At 63.9% G+C, this 16421-nt stretch carries 16 protein-coding genes; 11 read left to right on the top strand and 5 right to left on the bottom strand.

Annotation, left to right across the window (positions count from 1 at the left end):
- Positions 1-111: 111 nt before the first annotated feature.
- Genes pdhA through HMI60_RS18815 form a run of 4 tightly spaced genes read left to right on the top strand, consistent with a single transcriptional unit; the run spans position 112 to position 4537 of the window.
- Positions 112-1305 carry a pyruvate dehydrogenase (acetyl-transferring) E1 component subunit alpha gene (gene pdhA / locus HMI60_RS18830; protein WP_026267455.1) on the top strand — a complete coding sequence of 398 codons (1194 nt, stop codon included), beginning with the start codon at positions 112-114 and terminating at the stop codon, positions 1303-1305.
- Positions 1305-2285: an alpha-ketoacid dehydrogenase subunit beta gene (locus HMI60_RS18825; protein WP_018779834.1), complete on the top strand. Its 981-nt coding sequence runs from the start codon at positions 1305-1307 to the stop codon at positions 2283-2285. Before pdhA ends, HMI60_RS18825 begins: the two co-directional genes overlap by 1 nt.
- Positions 2286-2340: 55 nt before the next feature.
- On the top strand, positions 2341-3900 hold the full coding sequence (locus HMI60_RS18820) for a dihydrolipoamide acetyltransferase family protein (RefSeq protein WP_110506037.1): 1560 nt from the start codon (positions 2341-2343) through the stop codon (positions 3898-3900).
- Positions 3901-3940: 40 nt separating this feature from the next.
- A complete protein-coding gene (locus HMI60_RS18815; protein WP_026267456.1) occupies positions 3941-4537 on the top strand; it encodes a phosphatase PAP2 family protein in 597 nt (198 codons plus the stop codon).
- 177 nt (positions 4538-4714) lie between these two features.
- Here HMI60_RS18815 and HMI60_RS18810 read toward each other — a convergent pair whose 3' ends face one another.
- From HMI60_RS18810 to HMI60_RS18800, 3 genes are all read right to left on the bottom strand, one after another.
- Complete coding sequence (locus tag HMI60_RS18810; RefSeq protein ID WP_018779837.1) at positions 4715-5026, bottom strand: hypothetical protein; 312 nt, start codon at positions 5024-5026, stop codon at positions 4715-4717.
- A gap of 172 nt (positions 5027-5198) precedes the next feature.
- On the bottom strand, positions 5199-5627 hold the full coding sequence (locus HMI60_RS18805; protein WP_018779839.1) for a universal stress protein: 429 nt from the start codon (positions 5625-5627) through the stop codon (positions 5199-5201).
- On the bottom strand, positions 5624-6931 hold the full coding sequence (locus HMI60_RS18800) for a PLP-dependent aminotransferase family protein (RefSeq protein ID WP_193590204.1): 1308 nt from the start codon (positions 6929-6931) through the stop codon (positions 5624-5626). Before HMI60_RS18800 ends, HMI60_RS18805 begins: the two co-directional genes overlap by 4 nt.
- A gap of 111 nt (positions 6932-7042) precedes the next feature.
- Here HMI60_RS18800 and HMI60_RS18795 point away from each other — a divergent pair, with 111 nt between their 5' ends.
- The 3 genes from HMI60_RS18795 (at position 7043) to HMI60_RS18785 (ending at position 9551) form a co-directional block, all read left to right on the top strand.
- Positions 7043-7891, top strand: coding sequence for an isocitrate lyase/phosphoenolpyruvate mutase family protein (locus HMI60_RS18795; protein WP_110506036.1), 849 nt, complete (start codon positions 7043-7045; stop codon positions 7889-7891).
- Positions 7892-7990: 99 nt separating this feature from the next.
- Positions 7991-9031 carry a hypothetical protein gene (locus HMI60_RS18790; protein WP_079582390.1) on the top strand — a complete coding sequence of 347 codons (1041 nt, stop codon included), beginning with the start codon at positions 7991-7993 and terminating at the stop codon, positions 9029-9031.
- The gene (locus HMI60_RS18785; protein ID WP_110506035.1) at positions 9012-9551 is read left to right on the top strand and encodes a hypothetical protein; all 540 of its coding nucleotides are present in this window, start codon (positions 9012-9014) and stop codon (positions 9549-9551) included. The genes HMI60_RS18790 and HMI60_RS18785 overlap by 20 nt, the downstream gene beginning before the upstream one ends.
- A gap of 37 nt (positions 9552-9588) precedes the next feature.
- On the opposite strand, the gene HMI60_RS18780 is transcribed toward HMI60_RS18785, so the two are convergent.
- Positions 9589-10449, bottom strand: coding sequence for a GerMN domain-containing protein (locus tag HMI60_RS18780; protein ID WP_227453596.1), 861 nt, complete (start codon positions 10447-10449; stop codon positions 9589-9591).
- Between the two features lie 171 nt (positions 10450-10620).
- Positions 10621-11190: an NAD(P)H-dependent oxidoreductase gene (locus HMI60_RS18775; RefSeq protein ID WP_193590203.1), complete on the bottom strand. Its 570-nt coding sequence runs from the start codon at positions 11188-11190 to the stop codon at positions 10621-10623.
- A 124-nt stretch (positions 11191-11314) separates the two neighbouring features.
- Between HMI60_RS18775 and HMI60_RS18770 the strand changes: the two genes are divergently transcribed.
- The 4 genes from HMI60_RS18770 to HMI60_RS18755 all read left to right on the top strand — a co-directional run bounded on the left by HMI60_RS18770 (position 11315) and on the right by HMI60_RS18755 (position 16348).
- The gene (locus tag HMI60_RS18770; protein ID WP_055973619.1) at positions 11315-11929 is read left to right on the top strand and encodes a TetR/AcrR family transcriptional regulator; all 615 of its coding nucleotides are present in this window, start codon (positions 11315-11317) and stop codon (positions 11927-11929) included.
- Positions 11930-12237: 308 nt separating this feature from the next.
- On the top strand, positions 12238-13221 hold the full coding sequence (locus tag HMI60_RS18765; protein WP_018779848.1) for an ABC transporter permease: 984 nt from the start codon (positions 12238-12240) through the stop codon (positions 13219-13221).
- On the top strand, positions 13221-14189 hold the full coding sequence (locus HMI60_RS18760) for an ABC transporter permease (protein ID WP_018779849.1): 969 nt from the start codon (positions 13221-13223) through the stop codon (positions 14187-14189). The genes HMI60_RS18765 and HMI60_RS18760 overlap by 1 nt, the downstream gene beginning before the upstream one ends.
- Entirely contained in the window at positions 14189-16348 is a 2160-nt protein-coding gene (locus HMI60_RS18755; RefSeq protein ID WP_018779850.1) for an ABC transporter ATP-binding protein, read from the top strand. The genes HMI60_RS18760 and HMI60_RS18755 overlap by 1 nt, the downstream gene beginning before the upstream one ends.
- Positions 16349-16421: the final 73 nt, after the last annotated feature.

Raw genomic sequence — 16421 nt, 5'->3', positions numbered from 1 at the left:
GTAAGGGACGAAAGCCAAAAATATGCCCGTTCCGGAATGCATTCCGGAACGGGCATATATCCCAGCGACAGAATTGCCCGGCAACCTGCCACGGCAAAGCAAGGAGACGGAATGGGCTCGACACAACTGCCCCCCGGGACGGAAGAATCTCTCGCGGCGACAACCGCGTTAGCAGCCGCACCAGGCGAACCTACGGAAATGGTGCAGTTGCTCGGACCCGACGGGGCGCTGGGTTCGGACCCGATCTTCTCGGACTACGCCAAGCGGATCGACCCCGAGAAACTCCGGGTGTTCTACACCGACATGGCCAGGATCCGTCGCTTTGACCAGGAAGCCACCGCGCTCCAGCGCCAGGGCGAACTCGCCTTGTGGGTTCCCTTGACGGGCCAGGAAGCCGCCCAGATCGGTTCCGGGCACGCAAGCCAGCCGCAGGACTACATCTTCCCCACGTACCGGGAGCACGGAGTTGCGTTGGTCCGGAACGTGGACCTCGCAGAGCTGCTGAAGCAGTTCCGTGGAGTATCGAACGGCGGATGGGATCCCCGCGAGAACAACTTCCACCTGTACACGCTGGTACTCGCTGCCCAGACACTCCACGCTGTCGGCTACGCCATGGGCATCCAGCGGGACCAGAAGGCTGCTGCTGCCACGGAATCGTCTGACCCCAAGGCCGCAGTCATCGCCTACTTCGGAGATGGCGCCAGCTCAGAGGGCGACGTTCACGAGTCCATGGTTTTCGCGGCGTCTTACAACGCGCCCGTGGTGTTCTTCTGCCAGAACAACCACTGGGCCATCTCAGTGCCGACCGAAGTCCAGACCAAGGTTCCGCTGGCCAACCGTGCCAAGGGTTACGGGTTCCCGGGTATCCGGGTGGACGGCAACGACGTCATCGCGGTCCACGCCGTCACGGAGTGGGCCCTGGAACATGCCCGCGAGGGCCGCGGGCCTGTCCTGATCGAGGCTTACACCTACCGGGTTGGTGCCCACACCACGGCTGATGATCCCACCAAGTACAGGGAGTCGGCCGAAGAGGCTGCCTGGCGCGAGAAGGATCCGCTGGACCGCCTGGAAAAGTACCTTCGGGCCGAAGGACTCGCCGACGAGGCGTTCTTCGAGCAGGTCAAGGCCGACGGCGACGAACTTGCCAAGTACGTACGCAGCACCACCCACGGGCTGGAAGTCCCCGACATCCGCGACGCGTTCGCCAGCGTCTACGCCGAGCAACATCCGCTGATTGCAGAGGAATTGGCCTGGTTCGAGGAGTACTCTGCCGGCTTTGAAAGCGACCAGGAGGCAGCCAACTGATGGCAACAATGACCATTGCCAAGGCCATCAACGAAGGTCTCCGTGCAACTCTGACGGGAAACCCCAAATCACTCTTGATGGGTGAAGACATTGGACACCTCGGTGGTGTCTACCGGGTCACTGACGGCCTCATCAAGGAATTCGGTGACGACCGCGTCCTGGATACGCCGCTGGCGGAGTCCGGGATCGTGGGCACTGCGATCGGCTTGGCCCTTCGCGGATATTCGCCCGTTTGCGAGATCCAGTTCGACGGCTTCGTGTACCCGGCCTTCAACCAGATCACCACGCAGCTGGCAAAGATCCATGCCCGGAGCCTGGGCAAGCTCACGGTTCCCGTTGTCATCCGCATTCCCTACGGCGGAGGTATCGGTTCCATTGAGCACCACTCCGAGTCGCCGGAGGCTTTGTTCGCACATACCGCGGGCCTGCGCATCATCACTCCTTCCAACGCCCACGACGCCTACTGGATGATCCAGAAAGCCGTAGAGTGCCAGGATCCCGTGATCTTCTTCGAGCCCAAGCGCCGTTACTGGCTCAAGGGTGAGGTCGATGTCCAGAACCCGGGTCTTTCCGCGGACCCGTTCAAGGCGCACGTTGTCCGGGAGGGCTCCGACGCCACCATCGTCGCGTACGGACCGCTGGTACCGGTGGCGTTGGCAGCTGCAAACGCTGCCGTCGAGGACGGACGGAGTATCGAGGTCATCGATCTGCGTTCCATCTCACCCTTGGACTTTGACACTGTGGAAGCTTCCGTCAAAAAGACCGGCAGGCTGATCGTTGCACACGAGGCCCCGACCTTTGGCGGCATCGGTGGTGAGATCGCGGCCCGCATCAGCGAGCGGGCGTTCCTGCACCTCGAAGCCCCGGTCATCCGTGTGGGCGGTTTCCACATGCCCTACCCGGTTGCAAAGGTGGAAGAGGATTACCTGCCGGACATCGACAAGATCCTCGAAGCCCTAGACCGCTCCCTGGCCTACTAACCCGTCTGATCCTGCCCGGCTTCGCGGCCTGGTAACCGGAAAATCGAGGACCACTGTGACTGTAAAGAAATTCAACCTGCCGGACGTCGGAGAAGGCCTGACCGAGGCCGAGGTCGTTGCCTGGAAGGTCAAACCGGGCGACACCGTTGCGATCAACGACGTTCTCTGTGAGATCGAGACCGCCAAGTCCCTCGTTGAACTGCCGTCGCCCTTTGCCGGCACGGTCACGGAGCTGTTGGTGGAAGAAGGCATAACCGTGGAGGTGGGAACGGCGATCATCGCTGTCTCGGAAGGTCAGGACGGCGACGCCCAAGCCGCCCCCGACGCCCCGGCCCCTGCGGCGGTCGCCGAGGAAACCTTCACCCCCCTGTACGGTAAGCTCACCGCCGAGGCCGGCGAACAGCCCGCCGGCGGCCCCCTGGTCGGTTCGGGTCCCAAGGCCGACGCCGTCAAGCGCCGTGCCCGCAAACGCCCCGCCGGCGCTGTGGTTGAGGCTGCCGGAGTCGCCGAAAACGCTGAAGGAACCGTGCAGGACAACCAAGCGGTCCTGGCAGCGAAAGCAGCCGAAGCGCCGGTTTCGCAGCGCCCGACGCCGGCCCGCGCCGTCGTCGAACCCCTGCAGCAGGCGCCGGCAGCCCCGGCGGCGCAACCTTCTGCGCAGCAGCCCGCGGCCACCCGAGGCGCGGCTTTCGGCGGCACCATCAGCGGTTTGGTCAACAAAGTTCTGGCCAAGCCGCCGGTACGCAAGTTTGCCCGTGACCTTGGTATCGACCTCGCCGATGTCGTGGCCACGGGGCAACGCGGTGAAGTGACCCGTGAGGACCTGGTCAGTTACCAGGCCCAGCGCGACGCCGAGCTCGATCAGGCAGACACGTTCTGGGGCGCCTCGAGGAAGCCGCAGGAGCAGCGGGTCGAACGCGTGCCGGTCAAGGGCGTACGCAAAGCCACAGCCAAGGCCATGGTGGAATCCGCTTTCTCGGCGCCCCACGTCAGCATCTTTGTGGATGTCGACGCCAGCCGGACCATGGAGTTCGTCAAGCGGCTCAAGGTTTCGCGTGATTTTGACGGCATTAAGGTCTCTCCGCTGCTCATCCTGGCCAAGGCCGTCATTTGGGCAGCAGCCCGAAACCCCAGCGTCAACGCCACCTGGGTTGAGGACGCTGACGGCAAGGGCGGGGCCGAGATCCAGATCAAGCACTTCATGAATCTGGGAATCGCCGCAGCTACCCCGCGCGGCCTCATGGTCCCGAACATCAAGGACGCCCAGGACCTTTCCCTCAAGGAACTTGCCCTGGCGCTCAATGAGCTGGCCACCAAGGCCCGCGCGGGAAAGACGCAGCCTGCCGAAATGCAGGGCGGTACTTTGACCATCACGAACATCGGTGCACTGGGAATCGATACCGGCACACCGATCATCAACCCGGGCGAAGTGGCGATCATTGCTTTCGGCACCATAAAGCAGAAGCCGTGGGTTCTGGATGGCGAAGTGATTCCGCGGTGGATTACCACCCTTGGCGGTTCCTTCGACCACCGGGTGGTCGACGGCGACTTGTCGGCGCGCTTCATGGCAGATGTTGCTGCCATTCTTGAGGAACCGGCGCTGCTGCTTGACTGAACAGAAGACAGAAGAAGCGGGCCACACGCCGCCCCAGCTGGTGACAGGTCCGTGGCGGACCTTGGCCCGCGTCCTGACGGAGGTTTTCCAGCCACCGGCCGTTGTCCTGGTCCTGCTGCTGATCAGTCCTGCGATCGAGCCTGGATTCCCGGGAACCATGTGGTTCGGGCTGCTGGGAGCGTTTTTTGTTTGCGTGCTGCCACTGGCCTATGTCCTGGTGATGGTCAAGCTGGGCCGGATCACCGACCACCATGTCAGCGACCGGCGGCAGAGGCCGGCGTTGCTTCTAATGGCACTGATATCCGTGGTGCTTGGACTGTTCGTGCTGCAGTTGCTGGGTGGGCCCGTCAGTGTGTCCGTGATGATCATCGCCCTGATCGGGGGCATCGCGGTTCTGGCTGTTGTCAGTGCTTTTTGGAAGATGAGCGGGCACGCTTCCGCACTGGCGGCGGCCGTGGTCATCGCTATCCTCATGTTCGGTCCCGCGTGGCTTCCGCTGCTGGTGCTCGTACCTGCCGTGGGCTGGTCGCGGCTCGTCCTTCGCGCCCATACCCTGGGGCAGGTCATAGCGGGATCATTGTTCGGCGGCATTGTGATTGCAGGCCTGTGGTGGCTGCTGCGGGAGCTCATGCTCTAGCAGCGCAGCCGCAGCCGTGGAGGCCGGTCCGCCACGAGCTCTGCGCCGTCGACTGTGGCAATCCGGAAGCGCCTCGCCAACTCCCTACTTGCTTGGCGCTGCCTGGCTGGCCGTGGGGCTAACGGTCTTCCTGGTCCGCCGCAGGCGGCCTGGTGCCCGGGAAGCCCCTGAATTCGGCTAGAACGCCGGGTAGTTCACCAGCAGTGCCTGGAGCTCGGTCGTCGACATGTGGTTGGCCAGCTCAACGCTGATACCCATGGCAACCGCCGCTACGGTGACCATCGCAACGCAGGCCAGGGAGAGGAAGCGCCAATCCTTGCGGAACACGCTGCCGATGGTCTCGGGCATCTCGAGGCCCGGAGTGATCATGTTCGGAGCGCTGTCCCAGGAGCCGTCATCGAGCATTGCGATGACCTGGTTGTTGGCGCGGTCGTAGCGCATGGTGCTGATGGTGTTGCCGTGGCGGGCAAGCAGGATGTCGTGGCCCACGCGCTGGCGCGGCTGCAAGGTAAGCAAGAAAGTTCCCCTGAAATCGAGAAGTGGATGGCGGCTCACGCCATTGGGGGCATCTCGATTTTATAACGGTTCGGTTTGCTGACCGGCCCGAAATACGCCAAACGCCGGGTGAGTCTCCCCACCCGGCGCAGTGATTCAGCTCGCTTTAGGGCTGGTCGGTCTTGGCGATGTACACATCGCAGGGGGCCGTGTGGGCTACCGTGTTGGCCACGCTGCCGAGGACGCGGCCCAGGCCCTGCATGCGTCGGTTGCCCACGACGATCAGGCGGGCGTCCTGCATCTCGGCCTCCTTGACCAAGGCCTCGCCCGGCTTGCCGCGGGCTGCGGAGTAGGTCACTTCGAGGCCTTCGTGAGCGAGGCGCTCGGCTACGGTGCGGGCTACGGTTTCGGCTTCGGCGGCGTCGGACACGATCCATTTGTCGGTGCCGATTTCAACCACCTCGGTCCGGTTGCTGTCGAAGGCGCTGACAACGCGCAGGCTGGCTCCCAGTCCGAGCGCCAGCTGCTGTGCTGCCTGCGCCGCCCTCATCGCCGTCTCGCTGCCGTCGACTCCTACAATCACAACTCCGGTCATTGTGCTGCTCCTTCAGTGGTGGCTTTGATGGCTTCTGCCAGGACAGGTGCCAGGCGTCGCACGCCTTCGGCAATGGTATCCGGCGGCACCGCGCTGAAGGCGAGGCGCAGTTTGTTGGAGGGGCCGTCGGCGGGCGAGAAGGCTGCGCCGGGGATGAAGACGACGCCGGCGTCGATCGCCTTTCCGAGGAGCGGATAGGTGTCCACGCCCTCGGGCAAAGTGACCCACACGAAGAAGCCGCCGGCCGGCCGGGTCCACGAGAGGCCCGCGGGCATGTACTCGTCCAGGGCGGACAGCAGGGCCTCGCAGCGCTCGGAGTAGAGCGTCCGGTAGGTGTCGATCTGTCCCTGCCAGTCGTAATCGCGCAGGTAGGCCGAGACGATCATCTGGTTCAGCGGTGGCGGGCAGAGTGTCACGGCCTCGGACGCCAGATAGAAGCGCCGCTGCAGATGGGCGGGAACCAGCGCCCAGCCGATCCGCAGTCCGGGGGCGAAAATCTTGGAGAAGGACCCGAGGTAGATCACGTCATCCGGGTTCGCCGCACGCATGGGGGCGATGGGGTGACCGTCAAAACGCAGGAGTCCGTAGGGGTTGTCCTCGAGAACGATAATATTCGCTTCGCGGCATATGTCGACGATGCGCTGCCGGCGTTCCTGCGCCAGTGTGATTCCGGAGGGGTTGTTGAAGTTGGGAATCGTGTAGAGGAACTTGATGTTCTTGCCCTCTGACTGGAGCGCCGCGATCCTGGCCCCGAGCAGCTCAGGTACCAAACCGTCGTCGTCCATTTCCACAGGTTCCACCTGCACCTGGTACGCCTCGAATGTGTTCAGGGCGCCCACATAGGTGGGGTTTTCAACCAGGACCACATCTCCGGGGTTGCAGAAGACCTTGGTGGCGACATCCTGCGCGGACTGCGATCCGGCCGTGATGACGACGTTTTCGGGCCGGGCGTCGGTGATGCCTTCAGCGGCCATGATGTCGCAGATCTGCGCGCGCAGTTCTTCCGTGCCTTGGCCGCCGCCGTATTGCAGGGCGGTCATGCCCTCCTCTGCGATGATGCGGGCGGCGGTCTGGCCGAGCTTCTCCAAGGGCAGCGACTGCAGGTACGGGTTGCCTCCGGCGAGGGAGACAAGGCCCGGCTGCATGGAGATGTCGAAGACATCGCGGACAGCGGATTGCTTGATGTTGGCGGCCCGCGCGGAGAACAGTTCCTCGTGCGGGTGAGCGGCCGTGGCGGCCCGCTCAATGGCGTCGATGGCTTCAGCGGGCAGCGTTGCGCCGGCATCCAATGTTTCGTGGGTCACAGTCTCAGGATACTCCCCGATGTTGCTAATTAGGCAACACTTGTTTTCGAATCCGACAGGCATTTTGAGGCCGAGCTTTACGCCACGGATGTGAGCGGTTGGAATGTAGCTATGACAGCGCACCGGGGATCCGTGACCAAGGCCGAACAGTTCCACAAACTCCACGACGCCGGGCCCACGCCGCTGGTGCTCGTGAACGTGTGGGACGCGGCCTCCGCCCGTGTCGTCCAGGAAGCCGGTGCGACGGCGATCGCCACCTCAAGCTCCGCCGTCTCCTGGAGCTTGGGCTTCCGGGATGGGGACCATGTGCCGTGGGGTTTGGCGATGGCCGCACTGGGCCGGGTGGTGGGCGCGACCACGCTGCCGGTCACGGCGGACATCGAAACGGGCTACGGACGTATCGATGACGAGCTCCGGGCCACGGTCCACGCCGTCCTGGACGCCGGGGCCGTGGGGATCAACATCGAGGACTCGGCTGCCGAGCCGCTCACCGATATCGACGAGCAATCGCGCCGGATCGCATTGATCCGCCTGGTCGCCGACGAGCGCGGGATCCCGTTGTTCATCAATGCCCGCACCGACACCTATCTTTCAGGCCGCTTCGCGGACACCGCCTACGAGGAAACCCTTCGCCGTGCCGAGTCGTACCTCACCGCAGGGGCCAGCGGGATCTTCGTGCCCGGCGTCGTTGATTTGCACGTCCTGCACCAACTTTCCAGCCAAATCCCGGCGCCGCTCAATGCGCTGGCTGGAGTTGGGGCGCCGTCGCCCCTTGAACTGCATGACGCCGGTGTCCGTCGCGTCAGCATCGGCGGCAACACGGCCAAGGCGGCTTACGCCAAGGTGGCGCGCGTGGCCAAGGAGATTCTGGGGGACGGAAATTGGGCAGGTCTCGCCGGCACCCGCAGCCATGACGAAATGGATGCGTTGTTCGAACAGAGTCCCAAATACAGCCTGTGAACCGGCATTAAGCGCACGACGACGGTGCCCGGCTTTAATGTCGGACCCCGCCGATAGCTTGGGAACAGAAAGAAGGCATCGCGGCGAAGGGAGGGGCGCATGGCACGGCGCAGTGTGCAGTTCTGGCGGATCGAGCAACTGAACGGCGCCGATCTCGTCCGTCCGTTCCCAGCGCGCCGCGTGGCCGAAGTCCTTATGAAGGCCCGGGAAGCCGGGACGGACAGACATTTCACCAGTGCGGACGGGACAGTGATGCTTGCCCAGGCGGTAGCAACATCGCCCTATCCAATGCTGCTTCTCGACCGCGTCCGGGATACCAATCTGCCCAGTGTTGGTGATGCGCTGGGCAGGCGGAAGCCGTTGCCCCTGGGGCCCGGGGATCATTTGCTGGAAACCACCTACTTCGCCTTCCTCAAGCGCAACGTGATGGCTGTGCTCACTACTGGAAACGGACCCAGGGCGTCCAGGATGGGGGAGTACCTGGAGGGGATGCTGGGATTGGAACCTGTTCTGGTTCCCGTGGTGAGGGAAGACATCGAGGAAATCCTTGACCGGCTGGAGGTGAGCCGTTTCGAGTTTGCCCTGCCCGCCGAGCGTCTGTCGGGAAAGCTGATGGAAGGCGAATGGGCTGACGTTCTGGACAGTGCCTCGCGCCTGATGAACCAAGGAACCTTCCGGATCTCCCTGAGCGTCGGCAGGTCAGGAAGTGCCAATGACAAGCGGCGGATCCGGGAGCGCATTCAACGGTTGATCGATCTTTTCCGCCAGGCAGGTTCCGTGGAGCATTTCGACTACGTGGTGGCGGAGGGAAAGGACTCCCTGACCGGTGACCGCGAGGTGGTGGACCTGCTGAAGGAGCGGTTCATCTCGCACATCGAAGTGGACCCGGATGTCTTCAACGACCCGCAGAAGTCCACCGCGGAGGCCATTGCGATCCTCAACAAGCAGGCCAGGGACAACGAGCCGTTCTTCGCCAGGACGTTGCCGGACGTCAAGGGAACTGCTGACTCCAGTCTGGTTCCGGACCTGGTCGAAGGCGGGATGGCCACCGTGCGTGCAGCTCTCGCCGCGGCAGTAGTGAGAGCCGAAGAAGCCGGGGAGCCCCAGGACGGGTCGGGTCATGAGCTTGTACGAGGTTGACGTTGACCGCCCTGGCCGCCGCAGGCCGTTGTGGCGTTGGTTCCTGCTGCATCCAACAGCCGACTACCTGTGGGCTGCCTTGGCCCTCACCCTCTGGGTGGGCATCGCTGCCATGGCCGGACAACCTCTCTTGCTGGAACGTGTGGACCCCGGTGCGCGGCGGGCCTTGTTTCAAACCCTGGCCACCCTGGCCGGAGCCACAGCCGGGCTCACCCTCACGAGTGTCTCCATGCTGATCAATGTGCTGGGGAAAAAGTCTGCGCCGGGCCAGCGCGAGCTCCCGCTGGAGAGGCTGTCAGCTACCCACCGCCGCCAGATCGGCGAAGTGTTCCTGTTCGCCATTCCCGGGCTGGGACTTCTGGTGGTTGCAGCGTTGGTCACGGTTGTCCTCGAAGGTGACGCGCGGACGGGCCTGTGGATTCCCGAGGCTGTGACCTTACTGCTGACGTTCGCCTCAGTACTGGCTTTGTTGCGCGTGGCCTGGGCTCTCAGGCGGGTGCTGGCGATCGCAACGGCCTAGCCGCTCCCGCCCCTCCGCCACGTACACAACGCAACCCTCAGCGCACGCTCAGTGCCTCCGTGAGGGTGCGTCCGTTGACGTAGATCTCGGCCCGCGACGCCCCCGTGGCCGATACAACGGTGTGGGTCAGCTGGGCCTGGATCCGGGGAATGTCGCAGACTCCGGCGGGTCGGAGTGATCCGCTGAGGTTCACCACAACCGTGGATCCACTCATGTAGCCGGAAAGAAATTTCAGCGAAGAGTCCGCGAGCGAGTCGTAGAGAGCAGCGTCGCTGTCCACGGGCATGCCGGCTTCCAGCAAGCGCCCCAGGGCCACGGACAAAGGATCGCCCGGAACTTCCACTCCACGTACCGGAACCAGGCTGTCGTTGCAGCCGAACCGCACGCCGCGCGCCCCGCCGTCGTCGATAGCGACGTAGTACACCGCCGGGCCGGAACCGCCGGAACCCACCGGGACTACCGTGGCCGTCGCTGATGGTTCGGGGGCGCTGGTGCCGGGTTCAGGCGAAGGCTCGACGGCGGGAAGCGGCGTGTTCGTACCCGGTGGGCCGCTGGACGGAGCCGAAGAAGGGGCACGAGCAGCAGTCGCAGTGGGGTCAGGGGATGGTGCTGCAGGAGGCGGTGCCGCTGGGACGGCAACCGAGGGAATCCCCGCAGCCGAGGCAACGGCAGCAGGCGGGTCAGTGGACGGGGCAGGAGCCGCGGACAGGCTGGGTGCGGCAGGCGATGGCAGGGTGACCGTGGGGAGGGAGGTGCGCGTTGGTGACGTGACAGCTTCCGGGGCCGGGGTGCAGCCGGCCAACCAGAGCGCCAAACCGAGGCACGCAGCTGTGATCGCCGTCGTACTCCTGGTTCCCCGTCCGGCATGCATGACAGCCCCGCGCTCCTGTCCGTCCACCTGTACTTCCAACGTTAGGACGGGATCCCGGAGCGCGTAATGCCGCTATGGTGACGGTTCGGACAAGAGTTGATCACGCACCCCGGCGTCGACGGCCGGAAAGACGGACGGCCGGAAAGACGAATGCCCCCACCCCGCAAGAAGCGGAGCGGGGGCAGGGCAACCGGAAAACTAGGCTGCTGCTTCTTCGTCTTCCTGGGCGGCGGTCAGCGGCTCGAAGATGCCCTTGATCTGCTCTACGACCTCGGCGTCGTCCTTGGGGTGCAGTTCAGCGAAGCGGATCATGGACCCCGGGACGGCCAGCTTCACGTCTTCGAGGACCTTCGCGCCGGCAATGCCGACAGCCTTGCGGGCTTCGTCCTGTGCCCAGACTCCGCCGTACTGGCCGAAGGCGGTTCCGACGACGGCGGTCGGCTTGCCGGAGAGGGCGCCGGCGCCGAAGGGGCGGGACAGCCAGTCGATTGCATTCTTCAGCGAAGCGGGGACAGTGCCGTTGTGCTCGGGGGTGACCAGCAGGATGGTGTCGGCGTCGTTTGCTGCGGCGCGGAGGGCTGCGGCTTCGGCGGGAACCTGGCCTTCGACGTCGATGTCCTCGTTGTAGAACGGGATGTTGCCCAGGGATTCGTGGATCTGGACGTCAACGTTCTCGGGCGCGTTCAGCTGGATGGCTTCGGCGAGCTTCTTGTTGTGGGAATCGGCGCGGAGGCTGCCGACGAGGGTCAGAACGGTGCTCTTGGACATGCTGTCTCCTTGTGTCTGGCCGGGTCTGTGGGAACCCGGCCTGCGGTTTCTGGGGCTTTGGAGCCTTCACCGATACTAAACGGACTACGGTCCGGTTTCTATTCCCGGGTCTAGAATGTTTCTTGTGAGCTTCATCCCCCTCCAGCCTGACGCGCCCTTGGGGACGCCAGGACTGCCGCACGAACGCAGCGACGCCGCGCGGAACCGCGAGCGCTTGCTGTGCGCTGCCCGTGAGCTGGTGGACGAGTTCGGCGCCGACGCGCTGACCATGGACGCCCTCGCGTGCAAAGCGAAGGTGGGCAAGGGCACCGTCTTCCGGCGGTTTGGCAGCCGGGCCGGGCTCATGATGACCCTGCTCAGTGACGCCGAGTCCGAATTCCAGCGCGGCTTCATGTTCGGGCCTCCGCCGTTGGGTCCGGGCGCGTCGCCTGAAGACCGCTTGGTGGCTTTCGGTGAAGGGCGGATCTATTTCGTCCTGGAAAACGGTGAGCTTCTGAAGGCTGCCGGCGCGGCAACCCGCAACAGATTCGATGTCCCCGCGACGAAGCTTTCGCACCGGCACATGGAGGTCCTGCTGCGGGAGGCGGGCATCGCGGATCCCTGGGTTATGGCCATGTCCCTGACCTACGCCCTGGACCCTGAGCGGATCGTCGACGACGTGCGCGTTCGGGGCATTTCGCCGCGGCGCCTCACGGACTCCTGGCGTGAACTCATCACCCGGCTCCTGAAGACCACCTAGCTCGAAGTTCCCGCTGGGGCCCGGCTTATGGCTTCCCAAGTGGCGTCGTCGCCGTTTTCGTGACGCAGTCTGCACATAACAATCTGGCTGCAGGCGTGAAACTGGCCGCCCGGAAGCAAAACGTGAAGCAGTTATTGTGGTAGTTTCCTCTTGAATGTGACGCATGCCATACAGGGCTGGTGATCACTGAAGGGGTGTGGGGGACACCAAGAACCCGCTGCATCAATTCGTAGCTGACGCCGGCCACAGCCGGGAACCGCGGAAGGACGAGCTTTGAGTTTTGCCACGATTCGGGGCAGCCACCCGACATGCTGAAATATCTGCTGAAGCGCTCAGGCATCTACCTGATCATGATCTTCCTGACCACCAGCGCCGGGTATTTCCTGGCCGTCTCATCGCTTAAACCGGCCGTCTTGGAACAAGAGAAGATCCCCCGGCCAACCCCTGAACAGGTAGCTGCGTCTTTCCGGGGACTGGGCTTGGACCCGGACTTGAACCCTTGGGAACGCTACATCCAGTGGCTCGGTGGCATCGTCACCCGCTGGGACTGGGGCCGCAGCCCGAACGGCGCGTACGTCAACGCAGAGTTCGCGGACCGCGTCATGGTCTCCACCCGGTTGTTCATCGCCTCGATCATCCTGACGTTGATCATCGGAGTGGCGCTGGGCGTTTACTCCGCAGCACGGCAATACAAGTTCCAGGACCGCGCCATCACGTCCTACAGCTACTTGGTCCACATCCTTCCCGCACCCATTGCCTACTTCCTGGTGCAGCTGGGTGCTATCAGCATCAATGAGGCTGTCGGCGAGCGCATCTTCTTCGTCACGGGAATTTCGACGCCGGGAATAGACCCGGGTTGGCCCGCCTTCGTTGACCTTGTGGCCCACTACGCCGTGCCCACCTTCGCGATGACCGTCTTCGGCTGGGCCGGTTACCAGATCGCCCAGCGGCAATACCTCCTGGACAACGTAAACGCAGACTTCGTCCGCACTGCCCGGGCCAAAGGCCTCACCCGCAACCAGGCCATCCGAAAGCATGCGTTGCGTGTCTCGTTCATCCCGGTGGCCCAGAGCATCGCATTCACCATTCCCGCCATCTTCACGGGCGGCTTCTTCGCCGAGGCCATCTTCGCCTGGCCGGGCATCGGCCTGTGGAGCATCCAGTCCATCGGCCTGCAGGACGTCAACGTTGCCACTGCCACGTTGGCCTATGGCTCAGTCATCTTCGCAATCGGCGCCATCCTGGCCGACTTCGCCACCACGCTGGTCGATCCACGAGTGAGGGTCCAGTAATGACAAACATCATTGACCCGATCGCCGAAATCGACGAGTCCCGTGTAGCCGACCAGGACGTGGTCATCGGCAAGTCCCGGATCATCTTCCGTCGCTTCATGCGGAACCGGACCGCCGTCGCCGGTTTGTTCATCTTCCTGGCGCTGTTCCTGTTCTCCCTGTTCGGCGGATTCCTGACTCCATGGGACAAGGACACCATCGATCCTTTGAACATCGGCATGGGTCCGTCGCCGGATCATCTCCTGGGCACCACGCAGGCCGGCATCGACCTCATGGCGCTCATTGTCGAGGGCACCAGGATCTCGATCTTCATCGGCCTGATCGTGGGCGGCGTGTCCGTCGTGATCTCGGCGGTCTACGGGTGCACCATGGCCTTCTTTGGCGGCAAGGTGGACGCCACCATGCTGTTCATCCTGGAGGCGCTCATCATGATGCCCGCCATCCTGGTAGTGGCGGTGGCCACCAGCGGCAGCGGCGGGCTCAAGAACCTTCCCAGCTGGCTGCTGCTGATCGTCGTCCTGCTGTTCTTCAGCTGGATGGGTACCGCCCGCCTGGTGCGCTCGTTGTCGATGTCGCTCATGCAGCGCGACTACGTCAAAGCCGCCAAGTACATGGGGGTCCCGTCCCGCCGCATCGTGTGGCGCCACCTGGTCCCGAACATCGGCTCCTTGCTGGTCCTCGACTTCACCCGAGGCATCACCGGTGCCGTGCTGGCCGAAGTGGCGTTCTCCTTCATCGGCATCGGCATCAAACTCCCTGACGTCAGCCTCGGTGTCCTGATCGGCCAGGCTACGGGCCAGGTGTCCTCCTTCCCGTGGATGTTCTGGGTCCCGCTCACCGTCATGTTCCTGCTGACCGGTTCGCTGGCCATGATGAACGACGGACTCCGTGACGCCTTCGACCCCAGCTCCAGCTCCATCGGCCGGGCGAAGCGGACCAAGCCCCAGACTGCGAAGGTGGCCAACTGATGAGCACCAACACCACTCCCGCCGAGCGCCTCCGCGACGCCGGACTCTACGCCCCCGGCGACGCCGTCCTCAGCGTCCGCGACCTGAACGTCCGCTTCAACTCCGAGAACGGCGTGGTCCACGCTGTCCGAGGCGTCGACTTCGACCTCATGCCAGGCAAGACCCTGGGCATCGTGGGCGAGTCCGGCTCCGGCAAGTCCGTGACGTCCATGGCCATCATGGGTCTCCTCCCCGAAACCGCTGACATCACAGGCTCCGTCCGCTACAAGGGCAAGGAACTCCTTGGCCTGAGCGACAAAGCAATGTGCAAGCACCGCGGCAGCGACATCGCCATGGTGTTCCAGGATCCGCTGTCCTCCCTGACGCCCGTCTACACAGTGGGCAACCAGATCATCGAGGCGCTGACGGTCCACAACCCGACCATGAGCAAGCAGGCCAAAGAAGCCCGCGCCGTCGACCTCTTGCGCATGGTGGGGATCCCGAGCCCCAAGGACAGGCTGAAGGCCTTCCCGCACGAGTTCTCCGGTGGTATGCGCCAGCGCGTCATGATCGCCATCGCGATCGCCAACGATCCGCGGGTACTCATCGCTGATGAACCCACGACGGCGCTCGACGTCACCATCCAGGCGCAGGTGCTCGAAGTCCTGCACACCGCGCAGGAGGAGACCGGCGCCGCCGTCGTCATGATCACGCACGACCTCGGCGTGGTCGCCGGCATGGCTGACGACATCATGGTCATGTACGCGGGCAAGCCCGTGGAGACCGGCACTGTGGAGGACATCTACTACAACCCTCGGATGCCGTACACGCTGGGCCTGCTGGGTGCTGTCCCGCGCGTGGATACAGCCACCAAGCAGTCGCTGGTTCCCATCGAGGGGACCCCACCCAACCTCGCGTTGCCGGTGACAGGCTGCTCCTTCGCGGCCCGTTGCCCCATGGTCAGCGACGCCTGCCTGCACGGCGAGCCGGAGCTCATTTCAGTACCCGGATCCGAGACCGGGACGTTGGACCACAAGGCGGCCTGCATCAAGTCCGGCGAGCTTTCCGGCAATGCGGACGCGCACCGGATTTTCCATGCGCCGCCCAAACCGGTTTCCAAGTTCGACGGCGTTGCCCGCACCGAACGCGACAAGGTCCTGGAACTCAAGGACGTCAAGAAGCACTTCCCCCTGCTGAAGGGTGCTCTCATCAAACGGCGGATCGGCACGGTCAAGGCCGTGGACGGGCTCAGCTTCGACATCCGCGAGGGCGAGTGCGTCTCCATTGTGGGCGAGTCAGGCTGCGGCAAGACCACCACGCTGTTGGAGATCATGGAATTCCATCCGGACCAGGTGGGCGAAGTGGTCATCGGCGGTGTCAGCAACAAGGTAGCCACCGACCACAAGACCAAAATGGCCATGCGCAAGGAAATGCAGATGGTCTTCCAGGACCCCACGGGTGCCCTGGACCCACGCTTCACCGTGTACGAGGTCCTGGCCGAGCCCCTGGAGAACCTGGGAATGCCCAAGGCCGCCATCAGGAAACGCATCATGGAACTCATGAAGCTGGTGGGCCTGCAGCCTGACCACGTCAACCGCTTCCCCAACCAGTTCTCCGGCGGCCAGCGGCAACGCATCGGCATAGCCCGGGCGCTCGCAGTCAACCCCAAGCTGGTTGTCCTGGACGAACCCGTGTCCGCGCTGGATGTGTCCGTCCAGGCCGGGGTCATCAACTTGCTGGACAAGCTCCGCGCCGAACTTGGCCTCAGCTACCTCATGGTCGCTCACGACCTCTCGGTCGTCCGCCATATCTCGGACCGGGTGGCCGTGATGTACCTGGGCAAGATCGTGGAAACCGGGAACGTGGACGACGTCTTCGACAACCCGCGGCACCCCTACACCCGGGCCCTGCTGTCCGCGATCCCGGTTCCGGACCCGAACCTGGAACGTACCCGCGAACGCATCATCCTGCAGGGTGACCTGCCCAGCCCGCTTGATGCGCCCAAGGGTTGTAACTTCGCTACACGTTGCCCGGTGTTTGCCGCGCTTCCTGCCGCAAAGCAGGAGAAGTGCCTTACTCTGGAGCCGCCACTGACTTCCGAGGCGGAGGGCGCGCAGGACTTTGCCTGCTTCTTCCCGGACGGAGAGCTGGATGCCGAGATGCTGGTGGTGCATGCCTGACGACATATGACGCATTGAATAAATCCCTGGTCTCAACTCGCAAAGTTATTTCAGTCGTAAACATGAAGGGCAA

This window comes from Paenarthrobacter sp. YJN-D, from assembly GCF_015040335.1.
In the GTDB taxonomy this organism is placed as follows: Bacteria; Actinomycetota; Actinomycetes; order Actinomycetales; family Micrococcaceae; genus Arthrobacter; species Arthrobacter nicotinovorans.
This window is presented reverse-complemented; position numbering and strand designations above follow the sequence as displayed.

What these genes read in the sequence shown, in the direction of transcription:
- pdhA (WP_026267455.1), top strand. Translation starts at nt 112, where the DNA reads ATGGGCTCGACACAACTGCCCCCCGGGACGGAAGAATCTCTCGCGGCG.
- HMI60_RS18825 (WP_018779834.1), top strand. Translation starts at nt 1,305, where the DNA reads ATGGCAACAATGACCATTGCCAAGGCCATCAACGAAGGTCTCCGTGCA.
- HMI60_RS18805 (WP_018779839.1), bottom strand. Translation starts at nt 5,627, where the DNA reads ATGACCGGAGTTGTGATTGTAGGAGTCGACGGCAGCGAGACGGCGATG.
- HMI60_RS18795 (WP_110506036.1), top strand. Translation starts at nt 7,043, where the DNA reads ATGACAGCGCACCGGGGATCCGTGACCAAGGCCGAACAGTTCCACAAA.
- HMI60_RS18790 (WP_079582390.1), top strand. Translation starts at nt 7,991, where the DNA reads ATGGCACGGCGCAGTGTGCAGTTCTGGCGGATCGAGCAACTGAACGGC.
- HMI60_RS18785 (WP_110506035.1), top strand. Translation starts at nt 9,012, where the DNA reads ATGAGCTTGTACGAGGTTGACGTTGACCGCCCTGGCCGCCGCAGGCCG.
- HMI60_RS18775 (WP_193590203.1), bottom strand. Translation starts at nt 11,190, where the DNA reads ATGTCCAAGAGCACCGTTCTGACCCTCGTCGGCAGCCTCCGCGCCGAT.
- HMI60_RS18765 (WP_018779848.1), top strand. Translation starts at nt 12,238, where the DNA reads ATGCTGAAATATCTGCTGAAGCGCTCAGGCATCTACCTGATCATGATC.
- HMI60_RS18760 (WP_018779849.1), top strand. Translation starts at nt 13,221, where the DNA reads ATGACAAACATCATTGACCCGATCGCCGAAATCGACGAGTCCCGTGTA.
- HMI60_RS18755 (WP_018779850.1), top strand. Translation starts at nt 14,189, where the DNA reads ATGAGCACCAACACCACTCCCGCCGAGCGCCTCCGCGACGCCGGACTC.